The sequence below is a fragment of the Winogradskyella echinorum genome (genome assembly GCF_014297365.1).
In the GTDB taxonomy this organism is placed as follows: Bacteria; Bacteroidota; Bacteroidia; order Flavobacteriales; family Flavobacteriaceae; genus Winogradskyella; species Winogradskyella echinorum.
In genome coordinates this window covers 226,290-245,391 of record NZ_JACOQD010000002.1, presented here as the reverse complement: position 1 = coordinate 245,391, position 19,102 = coordinate 226,290, and the positions used below count along the sequence as shown (strand labels likewise).

Below are 19,102 nucleotides of genomic sequence, written 5' to 3'. Positions count from 1 at the left end.
ATTTATTTTTAATTTTTTTGTTTCGCTACTCGGGGCATTTCAAGAAACAAAAGGGGCTTAACTTCTATTAATTTTCAATCTTAACTATCGACATTTTTTGGTTATATGGTCTATCACCTTTTGTTTTTAAAGCATTGTTAGCATTTTGTATGCTATCAAATTTGTCATAGTAGATATAATATTTACTTGTAGTTACATCATAGAAGAAATCTACATTAGATCTTCCTGAAGCAACAACTTTGGTAACAAAATCATTACGTTTTTCTATATTACTATGCACAGCTATAACAAGGTAATAACCACTTTCTACATCTTTTATATTTTTTAATATTTTTATATTATTTCCTAACGCTTCACCAGAATCAAAATCTTCTGCCTTTAAAGGTGTAGAACTTAATGTTGTTGTTTGTTTAATGTTTTTTAATGTTGCTCTATCTTGAGAATATCTATCTTCTTGATTTTCATAAGCCGCACGTTTTATTCTTCTTCTTTTTTCAAATTCTGTAGCTACTCTAATGGTTTCTAACTTAGAATCTAATTGAGCTCTTGCTTGTACTGCCTTTAATTGTTCTTCTGATAAACGCTCAATTTTGTTTCTATAATAAAGGTTTACTTCATCTAATTCAGTATTCGCAATTCTAGTCCTTTGCTCATAAAGTGCTTTTAATTCATCTATTTTATCAGTTCTTGTTTTAATTACATTATCTAAATCAGATCTAATGGCTCTAAGCTTATTGTTCTCAGCTGTAACACTTTTAAAAGGTTTCGGTTGTACAGCAATACCTTGATCACTTAAATCATTTTCTTCTTTTAAATCTTTAAGGTCTTTGTCCTTAATATTTACAATAGCATCAAATTGTTTTAATAATTCGTTTTGAGTAGCCTTAAAGTTTTCTGTTTGCGTTTCTATGGCTTTCATTGATTTACCAAGCTCGTCGGTAGGATTTGTAATTTTGTCCTCCTTAGCTTTTTGTTCTGCCAATAATTTTGCTTGTGCTTCTGCTTCAGCTTTTGCTTGTTGTTGTGCCAATAATTCGGCTTCTTCCTTAGCTTTTTGTTCAGCAGCCTCTTTCGCTTTTAGTTCTGCCAATAACTTAGCTTGTACCTCTGCTTCCTCTTTTGCTTTTTGTTCAGCTAATAATTTTGCTTGTGTTTCTGCTTCCTCTTTTGCTTGTTGTTCAGCTAATAATCTGGCTTTAGTTTCTGCTTCTTCTTTAGCTTTTTGTTCTGCATCTTCTTTTGCCTTTTGTTCTGCCAATAGTTTTGCTTGTGCCGCTTGTTCAGCTTTTGCCTTAGCTTCAGCTTCTCGTTTTGCTTTTTGGCTAGCCTCTATTTTAGCTCTTGTTTCTGCTCTCTTTTTAGCTTTTTCCTCGGCTTCTATTTTTGCTAATCTCTCAGTCTCGGCTTTAGCCTCTGCTTCAGCTGCCTCTTTAGCTTTTTGCCCGGCTAAAACTTTAGCTTGTTCTTCTGCTTGTTTTTTAGCTTTCTCTTCCGCTTCTAATTTCGCTTTTGCCTCGGCATCTTTGTCTTGCTCAGCTTTAGCCTTTCTTTCTGCTGCTCTTGCTCTTATACCTTCAAGTTCTGCAGCTGTTGGCTGAACTACTGGTCTTTTACTTAGTTTTTTAGTAAACAATCCGTCAACCTCTTCGTCACCGCTATATTTATATCTTTTTCTTGGAATAAATCTGTAAGCCAATGTTATATCGTGTGATGAACCAAACTCTACCAGCTCACCAAGAGCTTTTTCTATATTATACTCTAAGGCTATTTGTTTGGTTAAATTAAGACCTATACCACCAGAAATTCCGTATACATTGTTATAACCTAACTGTAGCCATAATCCTTTAGGAACATTAAGCATTGCAAGTCCAGAAATTATGGTTTCATCTTTTCTAAATTCTGATTTTATCAAGGCCGAAAATTTTGTATCGCTAAAAAAACCACGTCCACTAAAATATCCTGTATGCATTACATGTGCTTGTATACCTTGTTTTGGATTATCTTCAATTAGTAATGAATTTTCTAAATTATAAGTAACCAAATTATTCACTGAAACTCCAAAATCTAAAAACTCTAAACCATAGTTAATTCCAGGACTTACTGTGATTAAAAAATTTGATGGTACATTTTGTAATGATGGATCGGAATAATTAGTTACTGTATTGGCAGTATTAACACCGCTCTTATAAGCTCCAATATTAAGACCAAACGTAAGATTGCTATTTGTATTTAATTTTGCGTTGTAAGCAAAATTAAGTAAGCCACCAAACGTTGTTAATACACCATAATTTTGTTGAAAAACCGCTAAACCTGCACCAATATTTTCAGCAAAACGACCAGAGTAACTAGCCAAGTAGGTTTCTGGAGCATTATCAAACTGAACCCATTCTCGTTTATTATTGATACTAATGAATCTGTTTTGTTCTCTTACAAAACTAAATGTTGGGTTTATAGCATAACGGTTAAACACCAATGAGTTTCGTACTGGTAAATCTAATGAAACGACCCCATCGTCTTGTTGAGATAAGACCATCTGTATAGAACAGAGAATGAGCAATATGGCCAAAAGAGGTGTTTTCATGTTATTTAACTATGGTAATAGAACCTTGTCTTGTTTTTAAATCTGTTGTTGTTATAATATAGTAGTAGAGTGAATTAACACTTGTTAGTTCTAATTGGTTTTGTGGCCAATTATTTTGATAATCCATGGTTTGAAATATTACTTTTCCACGGTCATTTAATATTTTTACTTCAGTATTTGTTCCAGAAACGTATTGCATAGGTATTTCCCAAGTGTCATTAATACCATCTCCATTAGGACTAATTACATTTGGAATTTTTTCCACAACCTGAGCTTCTTCAACAATAAATTCATACGTTTTTGAGGCTTCACATCCAGTAGTTTCACTTATAATAACTTTATAATTTCCAAATTCTGTAGCTTCAAAGAAGTCGTCAGAAGCGCCAACAATTAGCGTATTATCTAAATACCATTCAAATTCAGGATTACTTGCTGTAGTTGTGACTGTAACCATAAGTGATTCGTCTTCAAATATGTAATTAACCTCAGGAACATCAATAGAACTATCGAACAATTCACTTACTAAATCAATAGATCCAGCCGCAGAACAATCTCCTAAATCTACTTGCACAGAAAAAGTTCCTGATTCGTTAGTTTGATACATTTGATCTGTTGCATCTGGTATAATAACACCATCTTTATACCATTGATACGTTATTCCTCCAATAGTAGTTAATGTTGTTAAACCTTGTTCTGGGCAATATGGATTTCCTAAACTTGAAGCAATAGTTGCATTGGCTTCTCCAGAAACCGCTTCGCTAATTGTTACGCGGTTTGAGAATGAGTTAGAAGTACAGGTTCCATAATTAGTTTCAACAAAATAAGTGCCTTCTTCGCTTACAGATAAAGTTGGACCGTCAGCCACAAAAACAGAGGTTGTTGGACTTGTTTCTCTATACCACTTAAATGTAAGGTTTGGATAGAGTAGTGGTGAGTCGTTAGATCCTGTTCCTGGATTATCAATTGTTAATAAATAACTACCTCCTGTACAATACGCACCAGTAGAAACTAAATTATTAATAGAGAATGGTGAATCTTGACTTTTATAATAAGCCGGAAAAGCAATTGATTGACTACTAGTTGCTGCAGGAGAACTACTTTTAATTCTAATTCGGTAGTTTTCACCAGCAGTATCTAGAGGAATAGAAAAGTCTACAGTAGCTGGTGATGTTGTTATAGAGCCAGAAGCAGAAGTAAATACAATTGTTGGATTTGAAAAATCACCATCAGCATCAGACATTTCTACAGTAAACTGGTTAGATGCATTTACACTAGATTCTGGTGAAAAAATAAATGTAGTACTATATGTATTAAAAGATTCACTTGCACAAGCTTGAGTGAAACCAAGATTAGGAGTACCAATTACAATCTGTGCACTAAGTTGTTCTTGCACAAAAAGGGCAAGAAAACATAATCCAAAAAGTATTTTATTTGCTATAGTAGGTTTAAGCATTGGTTTGGGGTGTAATAATTTACTCTATAAGCTTTTAAGGTGTTAAACAACATTTATAGCTAACTCAAGAGTAGGGGCTTGATTTAGCTATAAACATTAATTGGTTAAAAAGTATTTTTAGTCATCGTCATCATCAAAATAATCATTAGAAGCAATGATTTTATTGATTCTTAATCTAAAATCGGGTAGTTTACTATTGCCATAATCGATGAAAGTTTCAGTGTCTGGACCTTTAGAATATACATTATCAAAGATTCTACTTCCGTACCAGCTTTCTAAATCGTCATTATTGGTGTAGCCTTTTCTAAAGATGTTTCCTTTACAGTTATTAAAATAAGAACGTGTAACTTTAATCTTTTCAAGGTTTTCATTATTAATTGGAATACGTGCATCAAAAATAATCGCTGGCTTAAAACCAGAAATTACACTCTTATGAATATTGAATGATACATCTGGCCCTATAAATATAGCTTCTTGTACAAGACCAACTTGAATGTCACCTTTTAAATCATTACTCACGTTAACAAGAGTAAGATTTTCTGCATTTACAAACGTTTCTTTCTTGCTAGTGTCAGCATCTTCCTTTATATCGTATGAGTTTATAGACATACATCTCGATCCATCAGCACTAGAAATATATGGTGATCTTATAGCTAAAGAATTAACTATATTGGTTTGTGTTCCATAATTAAACTCATAATCATTTCTACTAGATCTAAATGAAACGGCTTTGTCTAAAACAACTTCACCACCTAGAACATTAAATGAATTTCCTTGACAATAACTTACCATTACATTGTAAATGGTCGTTTTTAAACCAACACCAGCTAAAGTAATTCCATTAAAATTTCCAAACTCTTTAGTTTTCTTTCCTGCAAATTCTACTCTTACATATTTTAGAGTCCCTGAATCGCTATATACATCATCGCCACCATAGCTTATGCTCTCAGTAGAAGATGGGTTTAATCCGTAGTTTAGAGAAGACACTTTGCCAAAAGTATTGAGTGGTGCATCTCCCAAAATAAAGAGTCCGCCCCAATCACCTTGCTTTTTATCGCTTCTGCTAGAAGTAAAAACAATAGGGTCAGTTTGTGTACCTTCTGCAATTATTTTAGAACCTCTACTTATTGTAAGTGATCCTTTTGTCTTAAAGTCACCGATAATTACTGTACCTGGTTCTATGGTTAAAGTAGAACTATTTGTTACAAAAACATCACCTAACAAAAGATAGATATTTCTTTTAGTTAAAGTTATGTCTTCCGTAATATCACCACTTAGTATTTGTGTAGCTTCACCATAATCAACTTGATTAGGTTTAAACTCAGTCCAAGAATTTAGCCAATTATTATAGCCAGTGATTCCTTTTTCTTGTTGTGCAAAGATACTTCCTAGCACAAAAAACATGAAAAACGTAGTTAGAGTAATTTTCTTCATAGTAGTTAAATTTGTTAGTTTAGATTAAGGGTTTTTAAACTATTAGTTCAAACATATAAATAATACCTATGAAACACAAATAATATCGACGAAATGCATGATATAATGATGTTACAATTATTTTTCCTACATAATACAACCGTTTATCGTACTAAATTATGCACTTAATCAAATTATACTTTAAAACTTGATTAATAATACCTAAACGCAAAAAAAACCTTGACAACATATTTGCCAAGGTTTCTTATTATATAACAACGTAAAATTTTAATTATTCCTTTTTAAAATCATCATAGGTATGTAATGATTTTAAAGTTGCTTCATAAAACAAAATAGCTGCAATTAAATCTGTTGTATCAGAATATGGTAATATTTTTTTCTGAAATTCAATAGTGCTATCAAAATATTCATCAGAAGCCTCAATATTTTCCTCTAATGCTTTTTTGTTCTCTTTTGTTTCTGGGATACCTAAAGATTCCATAGTAACGCCAGGTTTTGTAGCAAAGGCAATGTTAGGTAAAATATTTACAATGACTTCTATTCGTTCTATATAAAGAACTAGTAAGTCACCTTTTTTCATGCTTTTTAGTTCTTCTCGATTATGATATTTAGATATATTTACTTTGCCGCTAATAATGCTTTGAGACTTGTCCTTTTTTTGAGCAAAACTCATACTTATCATTAGAAAAAAAACAGCACTAAATAAAGCATATTTTGTTTTCATGTTTATTCTTTTTTATTAATCTTAGTTGAACAAATCTATACAATTTATTAAAAAAAGCAATTAAATTCTGGTCTTTTTTGTAAAACAATTATACATATTAAATGCATATTTTAAGGATAAACTGCGTGTTTGCTGGATAAAATGCAAATATTACCGACGAAATACTTTTTATCAATTCGTGCCTCAATTATAGTATTTGCATCAAAATTTTAACGACAATTGCCTATAATTTTCAATTTATTATTGAAGAAAAATCCAATTAATTTCTAAAATTTAATAGAAAATGCTAAACTAATCTTTCAAAATAAGACACTAAAATTTAACATCATTTTGTACTTCATATTTTAATAAACAAATCAGTGTTTAAGTTTTACTACTAATTGAACGATAGTGTAGATTGTTAAGTAATTAAAATTGATAGTATTTCATCGGAAATATTTGAATCAATTCTCTTTTTATCGTAGAAATAGTGCATTGATGTGATTTTTAAGGAATTACGATAAAATTCGTTGAAATTTGTCATCATCTTAATGCTTAACCTAATGAAAAATCTTATTACATTTATTTGCATCGTTTGTTTTATTGCAGCAATAAATCCTATTGTAGCTCAGGAATTCAATTCTGTCTCGGATTATGATAACCCTATTAATGATCGTGCTGCAGAGTTACTTACAAATACAGATACTATACCAGATTATAGATCAAAATCTAATAAAATAAAACTTACAGGTACTATTTATCAGAGTGATGGTGTAACACCAGCAAAAGATGTTATCCTATTTATAGAACAACCTGATGAAGATGGCAATTTTGATTTAAGACGTGCTGGTGATGAACGTTATGTTTTTCACAGAAGTTGGGTAAAGACAGATGCTGATGGAAAATACACCATCTATACATTTATTCCGGGTAATGATAGACGTTATAATCAATTACAACAAATATACCCATTGGTAAAGGAGCCATCTAAAGACGTATATCAATTAGAAACTTTTCTTTTTGAAGAAGATCCTCTTTTATCTAAAGCTTGTCGTAAGAGAATTGCAAAAAAGAGTGATCTTACAAGGATTTTAGAACCAAAACTGGTAGATGGTTTATTAGTAGCTCAAAAAGACATTGTATTAAGTAATAATACTGAAACCATAGAATAAAATATTTATTTATAAAACATTTTAAAGTCCTGAATAATCATTCAGGACTTTTTTTATTTTAATACATTACACAATAATAATTTTTGAATACATGTAGCTTTCTCAAAAAAGTTTACCTTTAGATGTTCCTCCCTCAATGTATTATAATATCTATTGATTATGAGTAAACAAACATTTCATTTAGGGCTTACAATGGCAGGTGCAGTTTCAGCGGGCGCTTATACAGCTGGCTTTATGGATTACATTTTAGAAGCACTCGCAGAATGGGAATCTGCAAAAAAAGAACAAGCCAATAATCCTAATAGTAATATTCCAAAGCATAATGTTGTAATTGATGCCATAGGTGGAGCTTCTGCTGGAGGTATGGTAAGTATGATTACTGCTTTGGCCCTTTGCGCTGGTAAATTAAAACCTATAAAAGAAGTAGCGCACACTAAAACAGGAAACATCCTATATGATAGTTGGGTGTTCTTAGATGACGATGATAGTCTTTATAATGGAACGGGAGTAGGAAAAACAACCTTTGAAAAAATGCTTTCTACTACTGATCTTAAAAAAGAGAAAGGTGCACCATCGTTATTAAACTCTGAGCCTATAGACAGAATAGCTGAAGAGGTATTCGATAAATTACCAAATACCACTAGTACTACTAATTTGCCTAATTATGTTTCAAAAGATTTAAGAGTTTTGCTGACAGTAACCAGTTTAAGACCTTTAGATTATAAAGTAAAAATGAGTAGAATAAAATCTAAATTTATGGATTCTACTCCAGGTCATCGTGTAAGTAATCATGATATTGTAGCTCATTTTAAACTTAATTACCATGACACCATAGATTATAATGAATTTTTACCTTTTAGACCTTTGTCATCTACTCTAGATTCAAAATCAAATAAGGATTTTTTAATAAAAGTAACTAAAGCGACTGGTGCATTTCCAATTGGATTAGCACCACGTTATTTCGATTCTGAGTTTCCTATGGAATATGTGCATAATAATTTGAAGAAGCGCAAAGCTTTTACTGCTCAGATGGATGTAGAGTTTGATACAGAAACGTCTGGAAATTTCCAATTTACAGCAGTTGATGGTGGCACCATTAATAACGAACCCTTTGATGAAGTTTTAAGGTGCTTAGCAGATAATCACGGACCTGAAGATGCAGATAACCCAAAGTATGGAACGGTTTTAATTGATCCATTTCCAAATTTTAAAGATGAAATTATCAACTCTACACCAGATTTTGAAAAGACCAGTATAATGGACATAGTTGGTAATTTAATTCCAACAATTTTAAATCAAGCTCGTAACAAGCAAAGTGATACTTATGGCACAGGATTGTTTAAATTAATGGCATTTCCTAGAAAGCTCAAACTCGGACAAATTGATGAAGAAACCGATCATCCACCATTAGCAACAGGTGCTATTGGTGGTTTTGGTGGTTTTTTGGATATAGAGTTTAGAAAGCACGATTTCTTTTTGGGACGTAAAAACGCAAAAAACTTTCTAAGAGGTATTTTCTTTACTGAATGTAATCCAAATGATCGAGATAATTTGTTTTATGGCGTCAGTGAAGAAGCTATAGATAAATTTAGTAGAGAAGTAGATGGCAAAATTTATATGCCAATTATTCCAGATGTGAGTAAATTAGATCCAAATGATGAAAGCAATCCTACCAAATATAAAATTCAAGAATTTCCAAAATTTAACTCTAAAGCATTTTACCAATTAGAAAAGCCGATAAAAAATAGAATAAAAGCCATTGTTAAGGCTGAACTAAACAATAAGCTCTCTGGTTTTTGGTGGTGGCTATCTAAAAGAATAGTTATAGGTAAAGTTTCTAATAAATTGACCAAATGGGTAATAAATACCATTGAAAAAGATTTTAAAAAACGAGGAATGTAAGTCAAAACAAGATTTACTTCAACTTTTTATATTTTTACGTTTATATAGCAAAACTAAAGATTGATTAATCAAAAATCTATAGCAGTACTTCCCTTTGTCAATATGAGTAATGATATTGACAACAACTATTTCTGCGATGGTATTACTGAAGAAATTATTAATGCCTTAACTAAAGTAAAAGGTTTAAAAGTAATTGCTAGAACATCTTCATTCGCCTTTAAAAATAAAAATACTGATGTGAGGCATATTGGTAATCAATTGGGTGTTGCTACAGTCTTAGAAGGCAGCATTAGAATATTTAATAAAAGAATCCGCATTAATATTCAATTAATACGTACAAATGATGGTTTTCAAGTCTGGTCTCAAAATTTCGATAGAAAATTAGAAGATATTTTTGAACTTCAAGATGAAATAAGCCTAATTATTGCAGAACAAATTCGAGAAAATTTTGGTCATCTAGATATTTCTAAACACATTTCTATCATTGGAACTAAAAACATTAATGCCTATAAATTATATTTAAAAGGCAGGGCCTACCAACTCAATTGGGATCTAGAGGATTATTTAGAGGCCATATACTGCTATGAGAAAAGTATAGAGATTGATCCTAATTTTTATGATGCCTATTTTGCACTAAGCAGGTCGTATGGGATTTTGTCTAGTTGGGGAGCTATTGAAAAAAAGGATGGTTGGGAAAAGGCTAAAAACTATTTAAATAAAGGTTTAAAAATTAACACGTCATCTTATTTAGGCTATTTTTCGGAATCTTCTTTAAGTTTTTGGAATGAATGGAATTATACAAAAGCCTTAGAATCCTTAAAAAAAACTTTAAATAAAAATCCTAGTTACGCCATAGCTTATGAAGGTATTGCTGAAATCTATATGGCAACAAACCAATTAGACAAAGCTCTGTCTAATATTAATAAAGCTATAGAAATTAGTCCATTATCGCCTAATCATTATTTTACAAAAGGCAATATTTATTTTCTTAATAGGGAATATGATAAAGCTATAAATTACTTAAATGAATGTTTAAGAATTGACCCGAATTTTAGCTTAGCTGTTGAGACGAAATTAGCATGTTTTATGTTTTTAAATGATCGGTCTAAATTCACAAAATATGTCGCAACAATGCCGCAACTTATAAATCCTAAAATTTGTGAAATTCTTTTTGATTTAATTAATAAAGAACCTGTGAATATTGAGGTTAATACTATATCCATTAATACTGAAGATAGTTTTAAAAGTATTTATCCTTGGCAGTTCTATTTTTTAATCCACACAGGTAAAATTGATGAATCGATAAAGATTTTTGAAGAAAAAATGAAACTAAAAATCGGACAACTAATCAATTATCAATTAGATCCGTTTTTAGACCCTTTAAGAAAACATAAACGATTTCAGCTGATTGAAAAACAAACAATTTCTTCAGGTTTCCATGACATAAAATCGAAAATACAACAGGAACAACAAAAAGAAGTATTCAAACCCTTAGACGCAACCGAAATTATTAAGTATAAATCAGCTTTAGAGCATTTTTTAAGTATTCAGAAAGCGTATTTAAATCCAAATCTATCCTTAAAAGAACTTGGAAATAGTATAAAACTACATCCTAATAAATTGTCTTGGCTCTTAAATGCCGAATACGATAAAAATTTCAACGATTTTATCAATCAGTATCGCATCAACCACTTTAAAACCATTGCGATAAAACCAGAATTTAAACATATTACCATCTTGGGATTGGCCTACGACAGCGGATTTAATTCTAAAAGTGTGTTTAATACGTTCTTCAAAAAAACGGAAGGTACAACTCCTAGCCAATGGGTAAAATCCCAAAACAACTAACTGTTAACTAACCATTTACTTAATTCTTTTTAAGTCGTACTGAATTATATATCAGAACGATTTGCAACTGCCTTATTTCTAAGTTTGAAAACTTTTTATAGAAAATCTGTGATATTTTTTATGAGAGAACGATTAATGAAATAACAAGCAGCGTAGTTATGAATGAGTCAACAAATGTCATTGATATATCAAAAATTATTGAAACCAATAGAGGAATAATTTACAAGGTAGTAAATAGCTATTGTTCTCATATTAATGAGCAAGAAGACCTCATGCAAGAAATCATCTTTCAAATTGTAAAAGGCTACAAAAATTTTGACCATAATGTTAAAGTAACAACTTGGATGTACAAAGTGGCTTTTAATGTGGCTATATCGTACTACCGCAAGCTTAAAACAAGACAAAAGCACATGATACCAATGCCATCAAAAATAGTGGTTATAGATGAAAGAGAAACCAATGAATACGATGAACGCATACCGCAATTAAGAACATTTATTAACGAATTTGATGCCTTACATAAAGCTATTCTTATAATGTATTTAGATGGTAATAGCCATAAAGAAATTTCTTCAGCCATGGGAATTTCAGTGAGCAATGTAGGCACAAAAATTAATCGAATTAAAACACAATTAAAGAAAAAATTTAAACAATAAAATTATGGAACAATTAGATATTCAAAAGCTTTGGAAACAAAGCGAAGCCCTCTTAGAAGAAAACAGAACGCTAAACTTAGCTTTACTAAAAGAATTAAAATTAAGTAAAGCAAAATCATCTCTTAATCGATTACTATTTTTACCTATAAGTACGTTAGTATTTTACATTATTTTGGGGTTCTATGCTATATATTTTGCAGTAAATCACTCTGAACAATGGTATTTTGCATTTTCGGGTGTTGTGGTTACTTTCTTTTCATTTTGGTTTGTTATTGTTGCTTTAAAACAACTTTACTTAATACTTTCTATAGATTATACTGAAGCGGTTATAAAAATTCAAAAAACGTTAGCTGAACTAAAAACCTCAGTGATTCAAAACTTACGAATCGCAGCTTGGTTATTACCATTTGGTCCTTTTATAGCTGTGTTCTTTTTTAAGGTAATTTTTAATGTCGATGTGATGTCTTTACTCAACTTTAATATGCTCATATCCTTTGGAATCAGTACCGTTATTTTAGAAATCATTTCATTGTTTTTATTGAGAGCACTACATCCAAAACGCCTTAGCGAAAGATGGCTAAACTGGTTACTACAGGGCAATGGTAGCCAAGTTATCAAGGCCTTACAATATCTTGATGCCATTCAAGAATTCAAAAAAAACAAAATCTAATTACGACCTGTATATTAAAGTATTTAAGAATAGTTCGCAACCTTTTTATTTGAGGTATTTAACGTATACCTATGGATTAAATTAAACCTTTAATGCTGTGATTCCGAACGTTCTAATTTATAATCTCGGACGATTAAAAACCACTTATACATCAACTTTGCACTATCAACATATTTTAAACAAATTAAAAAACGAACAACTATGACATCATTTCACCAAACCTTCAAAAAGGTAAAAATCATTAACACAAAATTAGCTGTACACCGCTTTACGGTTTTAAGTACGCTGTGCTTAATCACCTTTTTATCAGCATGCTCTAAAGACAATGACAGCCATGTTCCTTCTTTAAATTATACAACGGCTGAAAGTTTATTAACCGAAATTAACTTTCAAGGGTATGCTATTATAACTAAGGATGGAAATGATCTCGTGCGCCAAGGTTTCGGGTTAGCCAATGAAAGTACCGGTCTACCTCAAGATGATGATTTAGCATATAGAATTGGGTCTGCCACCAAAACCTTAACGGCAGCAGCTATCGTGCAATTAAAACGCGATGGGTTAATTACAAGCTTTAATCAAACCTTAGATGAATTTGACAACGCATTTCCGAACGGAGATCAGATTTCTATAAGGCAATTGTTATCCCATCAATCTGGTATTCCAGATTATCAGTTTATAGTTGAAGAAGCTTACGAACAAGGAGAAACATTAGATGAAGAAGACATTTACATGGTTATTGCCGAAATGATTTCTGAGAATGGTCTCAATTTCACTCCTGGTTACAGTAAACAGTATAGCAATTCCAATTTTCTTATCGCGGCATTATTGATAGAAGAATTAACTCAAATGGATTACCACGATTACATTCAGCAAAACATATTAACTCCTTTAGAAATGACAGAGACCTATAGAGGCAATAATAATATTAATAGTGAAATACATGCCGAAGGTTATAATGAAGGTCAAATTTATAGCACCTACCCAATGACCATTGCCTTTGGAGTAGGAGATTTTAGTAGTACACCAAAAAATATGGAAACTTGGACTAACGCCGTTAAAACCAATTGGTTTACATATCTTGAAAAAACCGAGATATTGGCTGATGATGTCCCAAGCGGCTATGTCGATTTTGGTCTAGGTTGGTTCACTACACAGCAAGGTAATACCTCATTGTATTGGCACGGTGGAGATATAAACGGCTATTGGAGTATGATTGGCTTTATACCAGAATACAATGCAACCATTGTACTATTAAGTAATAAACAAGATGATACAGGCGCACAACGCAATACCATAATTCAGCAATTATTAACATATGAATTTATTTAAAAATAAGCATCAATCATTAATTTATAAACGTATGAGAAGTTTAGCAACGATTATTATAATATTCACATTATTAACATCTAACAGCTTTTGTCAAAACAATCAAAAGGTCATAAATGACACTTCTACAAACCTTAAATATAGAGTAAGTTTTCCTGCTATCATTTTAGGAAATATTGGCAAAGGAGGTGAAAGAACTAATACCCAACATATCGAGTTACACATAAAACGTGAATTAGACGCTAAAAATATCATTGGGATAAAATTAGCTACCTGGCGCTTATTTCAACCTATGGGCATTCAATGGTGGGACGGACTATTAGATAAAATAGACTCTGAAAGCGAATTCTATCCAGGTTATTTAAGAGAAACAGGAATTGGTATCTCGTACCAGCGCATGTTATGGAAAGGACTATTTGCGTCTTTAGAAATATTACCACAGTATAAAACATATTTAGATCTCGATGACAAAAAAATAGCCAATGGTTTTAAACTGTATACCTCTTATCATATTGGTTATCATTTGGCTTTTGGTAAAAAGAAACAATTCTTTATTGAGCCCCAATTTCATTGTCAAAATTGGATGATTGACACCAATACTCCAGATGAATTTAAACAACTAGACAACAAGTGGAAATCTCATTTTCTATTTGAACCCAACCTCTATATTGGGATTAAATTTTAAATCAATAATTAATTCAAATAAAGTATTTTAATATAATGAAAATCAATTACTTAATAATAATTCTAATAACAGGATGTTTCGGTTATTGTCAACAAACTAAAGTTGAAGAAATACAGAAGTTATTTACTGCCGAATTAGAAAAAGAATATATTAAAAGTGGTTTGCTACATGTGTATTCTGAATCTCAAAATATTGATATGCAACTTGCCAAAAGTAAAGAAGATAGTATTAATATCAATAGCCCATTTTATACAGCTAGTGTTACTAAAATGTTTACAGCCACAGCCATTGGGATTTTAAAAGATAGCAACAAACTAAGATTTGAAGACAAAATTGCCAAATATTTACCTGAATCCTTAATGAATAATATTCACGTTTTAAATGGTGTAGATTATTCAAAAGACCTTACCATTAAACACTTGTTGCAGCATACTTCAGGGTTACCAGATTATTTTACAGACCAAACTACAGATGAAAGTCCTAATATTATTAATCAGTTATTATTTAACGCTCATAAGTCATGGTCTGCCGAAGAAATGATTCAGTTTGCAAAACAAAAAATGATGCCACATTTTGGTCCTGGAACGAGCTATCATTACACAGATACAGAGTATGTGCTTTTAGCACTGATAATAGAAAATGTTAGTGGTTTATCGTTCCATCAGTTCTTACTGCAATATATTTTCAAGCCATTAAATATGAATGACTCCTACATCAACTTAAAATCAGCACCTGTAGAAACCACACATGCAATGGCTGAGTTTTATGTAGGTGACATAAAGTTATCATCGCTTAAAAGTTTAAGTGCTGATTGGGGTGGTGGTGGATTAGTTTCAACAACCAAAGACTTAATTGCATTTCTTAAGGCTTATAATAACGATACCGTTGTAACCAAAGCAACCCGTTTAGCCATGCAAAATTGGACATACGAAACAAAAGGTATGACCTATGGATTTGGTGTAAGAAAGGTCTCGTTTAAAGATTTAGCCGATTCAAACTCAGACTTACAACTGATTGGACATTCAGGAAGCACAGCTGCTTTTCTATGGTATTGTCCACAGTTAGACACTTATATATCTGGAACTTTAAATCAATTGGAAGCTTCTAAAAGTGCCTTGAAACTGGTATACGAAATACTTAAAATAATAGAAAACGAAAGTTAAAAATGAACAATAATAGATCCCAAACTGTATTACTTGCCGGAGCTACAGGTTACTTGGGCAGTTATATTGCTAAAGCTTTAGTAGAAGACAAATTCAATACTAAACTTATTGCAAGATCGATTAAGAAGCTTCAAACTTTAGAAAATAAAAAGGTTAAAATTATTGAAGCAGAAGTCACAAAACCAGACACATTAATAGGCATTTGCGAAGGAGTTACAACGGTCATTTCTACCGTTGGTATTACGAGACAAAAAGAGGGTTTAACGTATATGGATGTAGATTATAAGGCAAATCTTAACCTCCTAAACGAAGCAAAAAAAGCAGGTGTAAAAAAGTTTATATATGTCTCTGCTATTAATGGCCATAAATATAGACATCTAAAGATTTTCGAAGCTAAAGAGAAGTTTGTAGATGCGTTAAAAAACTCAGGATTAGATTATTGTGTAATACGTCCGAATGGTTTTTTTTCAGATATGAAAGACTTTTTAGACATGGCCAGAAAAGGAAAAATATATCTTTTCGGAAATGGAGAACAAAAATTTAATCCTATTCATGGCGAAGATTTAGCGATAATATGTTTGCAAGCAATTAAATCGACTCGTAATGAAATTATCGTTGGTGGGCCAGACGTATTTACATTGAACGAAATAGGTGAGATGGCATTAGAGGCATTAGAAAAACCTATAAAAATTATTCACCTGCCAGATTGGATCAGACGTTTTATAATTTGGTGTTTTCGCACATTTACATCGTCCAAAACCTATGGACCTATAGAGTTCTTTTTAACCTTAATGGCAGAAGACAATATCGCTCCTAGATTTGGTACAAAGCGATTGTACTACTTCTTTAGAGAGCATTTAAAATAATCATTTTATTCTACTATTAACTGTAGCAAAATTTATTATTAAACGTCTCAATATTATAAATCAATTAAAAATAACATGTTTAAAAAATACCGAATTATTAAATGGATACTAACAACAATAACCATTGTTGTAACAGTACTAATTTGTGTAGGTGTCTATATTGCTAGTCTTTTACCACCAACAGATGATACATTAATTAATGCTCAAGCATCTGATATAGCATATATTAATCATGATATTCCAGCATATCGCGGAAAGATTCTTGCGGTTGTTACGAGTATTGATTCTATGGGAACTAGTGGCAAAAGCACTGGCTATGAACTAACAGAATTGGCACGTGCGTACTATGTTTTTAAAGCCAACGGTTTCGATGTAGATATTGCAAGTCCATTAGGTGGTAAACCTCCTGTTGTTTTAGATGATGATGACATGGGAATTTTTGATTACGCCTTTTTAAATGATGTAATCGCACAATCTAAGACAGACAATACAATACCCTTAAAAGCTGTTAAACCGAAAGATTACCAAGCTGTTTATTTTGTTGGTGGCAAAGGAGCCATGTTCGATTTTCCAAATAATAAATATATTCAATCAATTGTAAAAGAGGTGCACAATTCAAATAAAGTAATTGGAGCAGTTTGTCATGGACCTGCCGCATTAGTGAATGTAACCTTAGAAGATGGGCAATCGTTCTTAAAAAATAGGCAAGTAAGTGGCTTTACCAATAAAGAAGAATTGTTATTAATTCCGAAAGCAAAATCCATATTTCCTTTCCTATTGCAAGATAAATTGATTGCCCAAGGAGCCGAATTTAATGAAGGCAGAATGTATCTCGAAAAAATAAGTCATGATAACAATTTAATTACGGGTCAAAATCCATGGTCAGTTTGGGTATTAGCAGAAGCGATGATAAAGCAAATAGGATATATCCCAAAACCAAGAACTATAACTCCAGAAGAAAACGCAGTTAAAGTATTATATGCGTTTGAAACAGAAGGATTAGACTACTCTAAAAAATTAATTAAACAAATTGCTAAAAATAAAAAGCAGTCAATTTCTAGAGAATTATTAGTAAATCATAGTGCAATTTCAGTTATACAAGGAGATCTTATAAAGTTTTATGATATTTTAAAATTAGCGTCGTATGCGAAAGACTTTGATAAAAATCTCTAATGTTTATCTTAAAATAATGGCTTCAAATATTCCCAAACAGTATTGGCAATAATTTTATGACCTTCAATAGTAGGATGAATGCCGTCATTTTGATTGAGTTCAGCAATACCTCCAACATCTTTTAGAATAAAAGGAATAAATACTAGCTCGTTAATTTCGGCCAGTTTTGCATACATTTTTCTAAATTCGGAAGTATAATCCTGACCCATATTTGGTGGCAGTTCCATACCTGCTAATATGATTTTTATACTTGAATCTTTTTTCTTTACCGAATCTATAATGGCTTGTAAATTGTTTCGTGTTTCAGATAGAGGCACACCACGCAAACCATCATTAGCACCTAATTCTAAAAGGAAAATTTCTATATCTTGATTCAATATCCAGCCAATCCGACTTCTACCACCTGCAGAAGTTTCACCACTAACACCAGAATTAACAACTGTATAATTCATGTCGAGTGAATCTATCTTTTGCTGAACGACTCCTGGATAAGCATCATCAGTTGTGTCTAAACCATAACCTGCTGTAATGCTGTCACCAAAAAAGAGAATTGTTTTAGTTGCTGAAGAATTGGTGTTTTCGGCTTCTTCAGTAACTATGGCATTACTATTCTCTGTGTTTTGTTTTTTATTATCATCACCACAAGATGCTAAGAATAGGCAAAGCATCATAAAATAACAAAACTTTAAGAATTTAAGCGATAGAGAATTAATAAGAATTGAAACCAATTGATTATTTTGAGCCTTATTCATAAATGAAGCAATAAATTAAACTATTTATGTCAAAGATATTAAAGATTAATGGTCTTGAAAAAACATATACAAGCGGTAACAAACAATTAACAGTATTACAAAATATTAGTTTTGATGTGGAAAAAGGGCAGACCTTTTCTATTATTGGACCTTCAGGTAGTGGAAAAACCACTTTATTGGGCATCTGTGCTGGATTAGACACTCCAAATGCAGGAAGTGTTGAGTTGTGCGGCTACGATCTTAACACCTTAAGTGAAGATGAACGTGCCCAATTACGAAATAAAGAAGTGGGTTTTATTTTTCAAAACTTTCAGTTATTACCAACACTTACAGCATTAGAAAATGTTAGTGTTCCGCTAGAACTTCAAGGTGCAAAGCATGCTTCAAAACGTGGTATGGAACTCTTAGAACAGGTTGGATTAGCTGACCGTTTTCATCATTATCCGTCACAACTTTCTGGTGGTGAGCAGCAACGCGTGGCTTTAGCGAGAGCATTTTCTAATTCACCTTCTATTTTATTTGCTGATGAGCCAACTGGTAATCTGGATGAGGAAACCGGAGAAAAAGTGATTAAGTTGTTATTCGATTTAAATAAAGCTTCTAATACAACTTTGGTTATTGTGTCTCACGATTTAGATTTAGCAAACCGTACCCAACAAATCCTTCGATTAAAAGGTGGAAAAATAATAACTAATCAACCTACTGCTGCACATTGAAT

16 protein-coding genes are annotated in these 19,102 nt (G+C 31.8%); 11 read left to right on the top strand and 5 right to left on the bottom strand.

The genetic code is table 11. The features are described 5' to 3' along the window. Positions 1–67 precede the first annotated feature (67 nt). The 4 genes from H8K90_RS08280 to H8K90_RS08265 form a co-directional block, all read right to left on the bottom strand. The gene (locus H8K90_RS08280; RefSeq protein WP_186845492.1) at positions 68–2,581 is read right to left on the bottom strand and encodes a PorP/SprF family type IX secretion system membrane protein; all 2,514 of its coding nucleotides are present in this window, start codon (positions 2,579–2,581) and stop codon (positions 68–70) included. Position 2,582: 1 nt separating this feature from the next. Continuing rightward, positions 2,583–4,034, bottom strand: a complete 1,452-nt coding sequence (locus tag H8K90_RS08275) for a T9SS type B sorting domain-containing protein (RefSeq protein ID WP_186845491.1) — start codon at positions 4,032–4,034, stop codon at positions 2,583–2,585. 117 nt (positions 4,035–4,151) lie between these two features. Next, positions 4,152–5,468 carry a hypothetical protein gene (locus H8K90_RS08270; RefSeq protein ID WP_186845490.1) on the bottom strand — a complete coding sequence of 439 codons (1,317 nt, stop codon included), beginning with the start codon at positions 5,466–5,468 and terminating at the stop codon, positions 4,152–4,154. Between the two features lie 271 nt (positions 5,469–5,739). Next, entirely contained in the window at positions 5,740–6,192 is a 453-nt protein-coding gene (locus H8K90_RS08265) for a hypothetical protein (RefSeq protein ID WP_186845489.1), read from the bottom strand. A 542-nt stretch (positions 6,193–6,734) separates the two neighbouring features. Between H8K90_RS08265 and H8K90_RS08260 the strand changes: the two genes are divergently transcribed. The 10 genes from H8K90_RS08260 (at position 6,735) to H8K90_RS08215 (ending at position 17,632) form a co-directional block, all read left to right on the top strand. Beyond that, positions 6,735–7,343: a peptidase associated/transthyretin-like domain-containing protein gene (locus H8K90_RS08260; protein ID WP_186845488.1), complete on the top strand. Its 609-nt coding sequence runs from the start codon at positions 6,735–6,737 to the stop codon at positions 7,341–7,343. A 159-nt stretch (positions 7,344–7,502) separates the two neighbouring features. Next, positions 7,503–9,245: a patatin-like phospholipase family protein gene (locus H8K90_RS08255; RefSeq protein WP_186845487.1), complete on the top strand. Its 1,743-nt coding sequence runs from the start codon at positions 7,503–7,505 to the stop codon at positions 9,243–9,245. 60 nt (positions 9,246–9,305) lie between these two features. Next, positions 9,306–11,093 (top strand): tetratricopeptide repeat protein, encoded by a 1,788-nt coding sequence (locus H8K90_RS08250; RefSeq protein ID WP_186845486.1) that lies wholly within the window; start codon positions 9,306–9,308, stop codon positions 11,091–11,093. 158 nt (positions 11,094–11,251) lie between these two features. Then, the gene (locus tag H8K90_RS08245) at positions 11,252–11,749 is read left to right on the top strand and encodes a sigma-70 family RNA polymerase sigma factor (protein WP_186845485.1); all 498 of its coding nucleotides are present in this window, start codon (positions 11,252–11,254) and stop codon (positions 11,747–11,749) included. Between the two features lie 4 nt (positions 11,750–11,753). Then, positions 11,754–12,419, top strand: coding sequence for a hypothetical protein (locus H8K90_RS08240; RefSeq protein WP_186845484.1), 666 nt, complete (start codon positions 11,754–11,756; stop codon positions 12,417–12,419). Positions 12,420–12,620: 201 nt separating this feature from the next. Further along, positions 12,621–13,748, top strand: a complete 1,128-nt coding sequence (locus H8K90_RS08235; RefSeq protein ID WP_186845483.1) for a serine hydrolase domain-containing protein — start codon at positions 12,621–12,623, stop codon at positions 13,746–13,748. Continuing rightward, positions 13,735–14,430 (top strand): hypothetical protein, encoded by a 696-nt coding sequence (locus H8K90_RS08230; protein WP_246457626.1) that lies wholly within the window; start codon positions 13,735–13,737, stop codon positions 14,428–14,430. The genes H8K90_RS08235 and H8K90_RS08230 overlap by 14 nt, the downstream gene beginning before the upstream one ends. Positions 14,431–14,465: 35 nt before the next feature. Next, entirely contained in the window at positions 14,466–15,593 is a 1,128-nt protein-coding gene (locus H8K90_RS08225) for a serine hydrolase domain-containing protein (RefSeq protein WP_186845482.1), read from the top strand. Between the two features lie 2 nt (positions 15,594–15,595). Next, positions 15,596–16,459 carry an SDR family oxidoreductase gene (locus tag H8K90_RS08220; protein ID WP_186845481.1) on the top strand — a complete coding sequence of 288 codons (864 nt, stop codon included), beginning with the start codon at positions 15,596–15,598 and terminating at the stop codon, positions 16,457–16,459. A 75-nt stretch (positions 16,460–16,534) separates the two neighbouring features. Further along, a complete protein-coding gene (locus H8K90_RS08215; RefSeq protein WP_186845480.1) occupies positions 16,535–17,632 on the top strand; it encodes a type 1 glutamine amidotransferase domain-containing protein in 1,098 nt (365 codons plus the stop codon). Positions 17,633–17,640: 8 nt separating this feature from the next. On the opposite strand, the gene H8K90_RS08210 is transcribed toward H8K90_RS08215, so the two are convergent. Further along, the gene (locus H8K90_RS08210) at positions 17,641–18,384 is read right to left on the bottom strand and encodes an arylesterase (protein WP_186845479.1); all 744 of its coding nucleotides are present in this window, start codon (positions 18,382–18,384) and stop codon (positions 17,641–17,643) included. A 26-nt stretch (positions 18,385–18,410) separates the two neighbouring features. On the opposite strand from H8K90_RS08210, the gene H8K90_RS08205 reads away from it, so the two are divergent. Next, entirely contained in the window at positions 18,411–19,100 is a 690-nt protein-coding gene (locus H8K90_RS08205) for an ABC transporter ATP-binding protein (protein ID WP_186845478.1), read from the top strand. Positions 19,101–19,102: the final 2 nt, after the last annotated feature.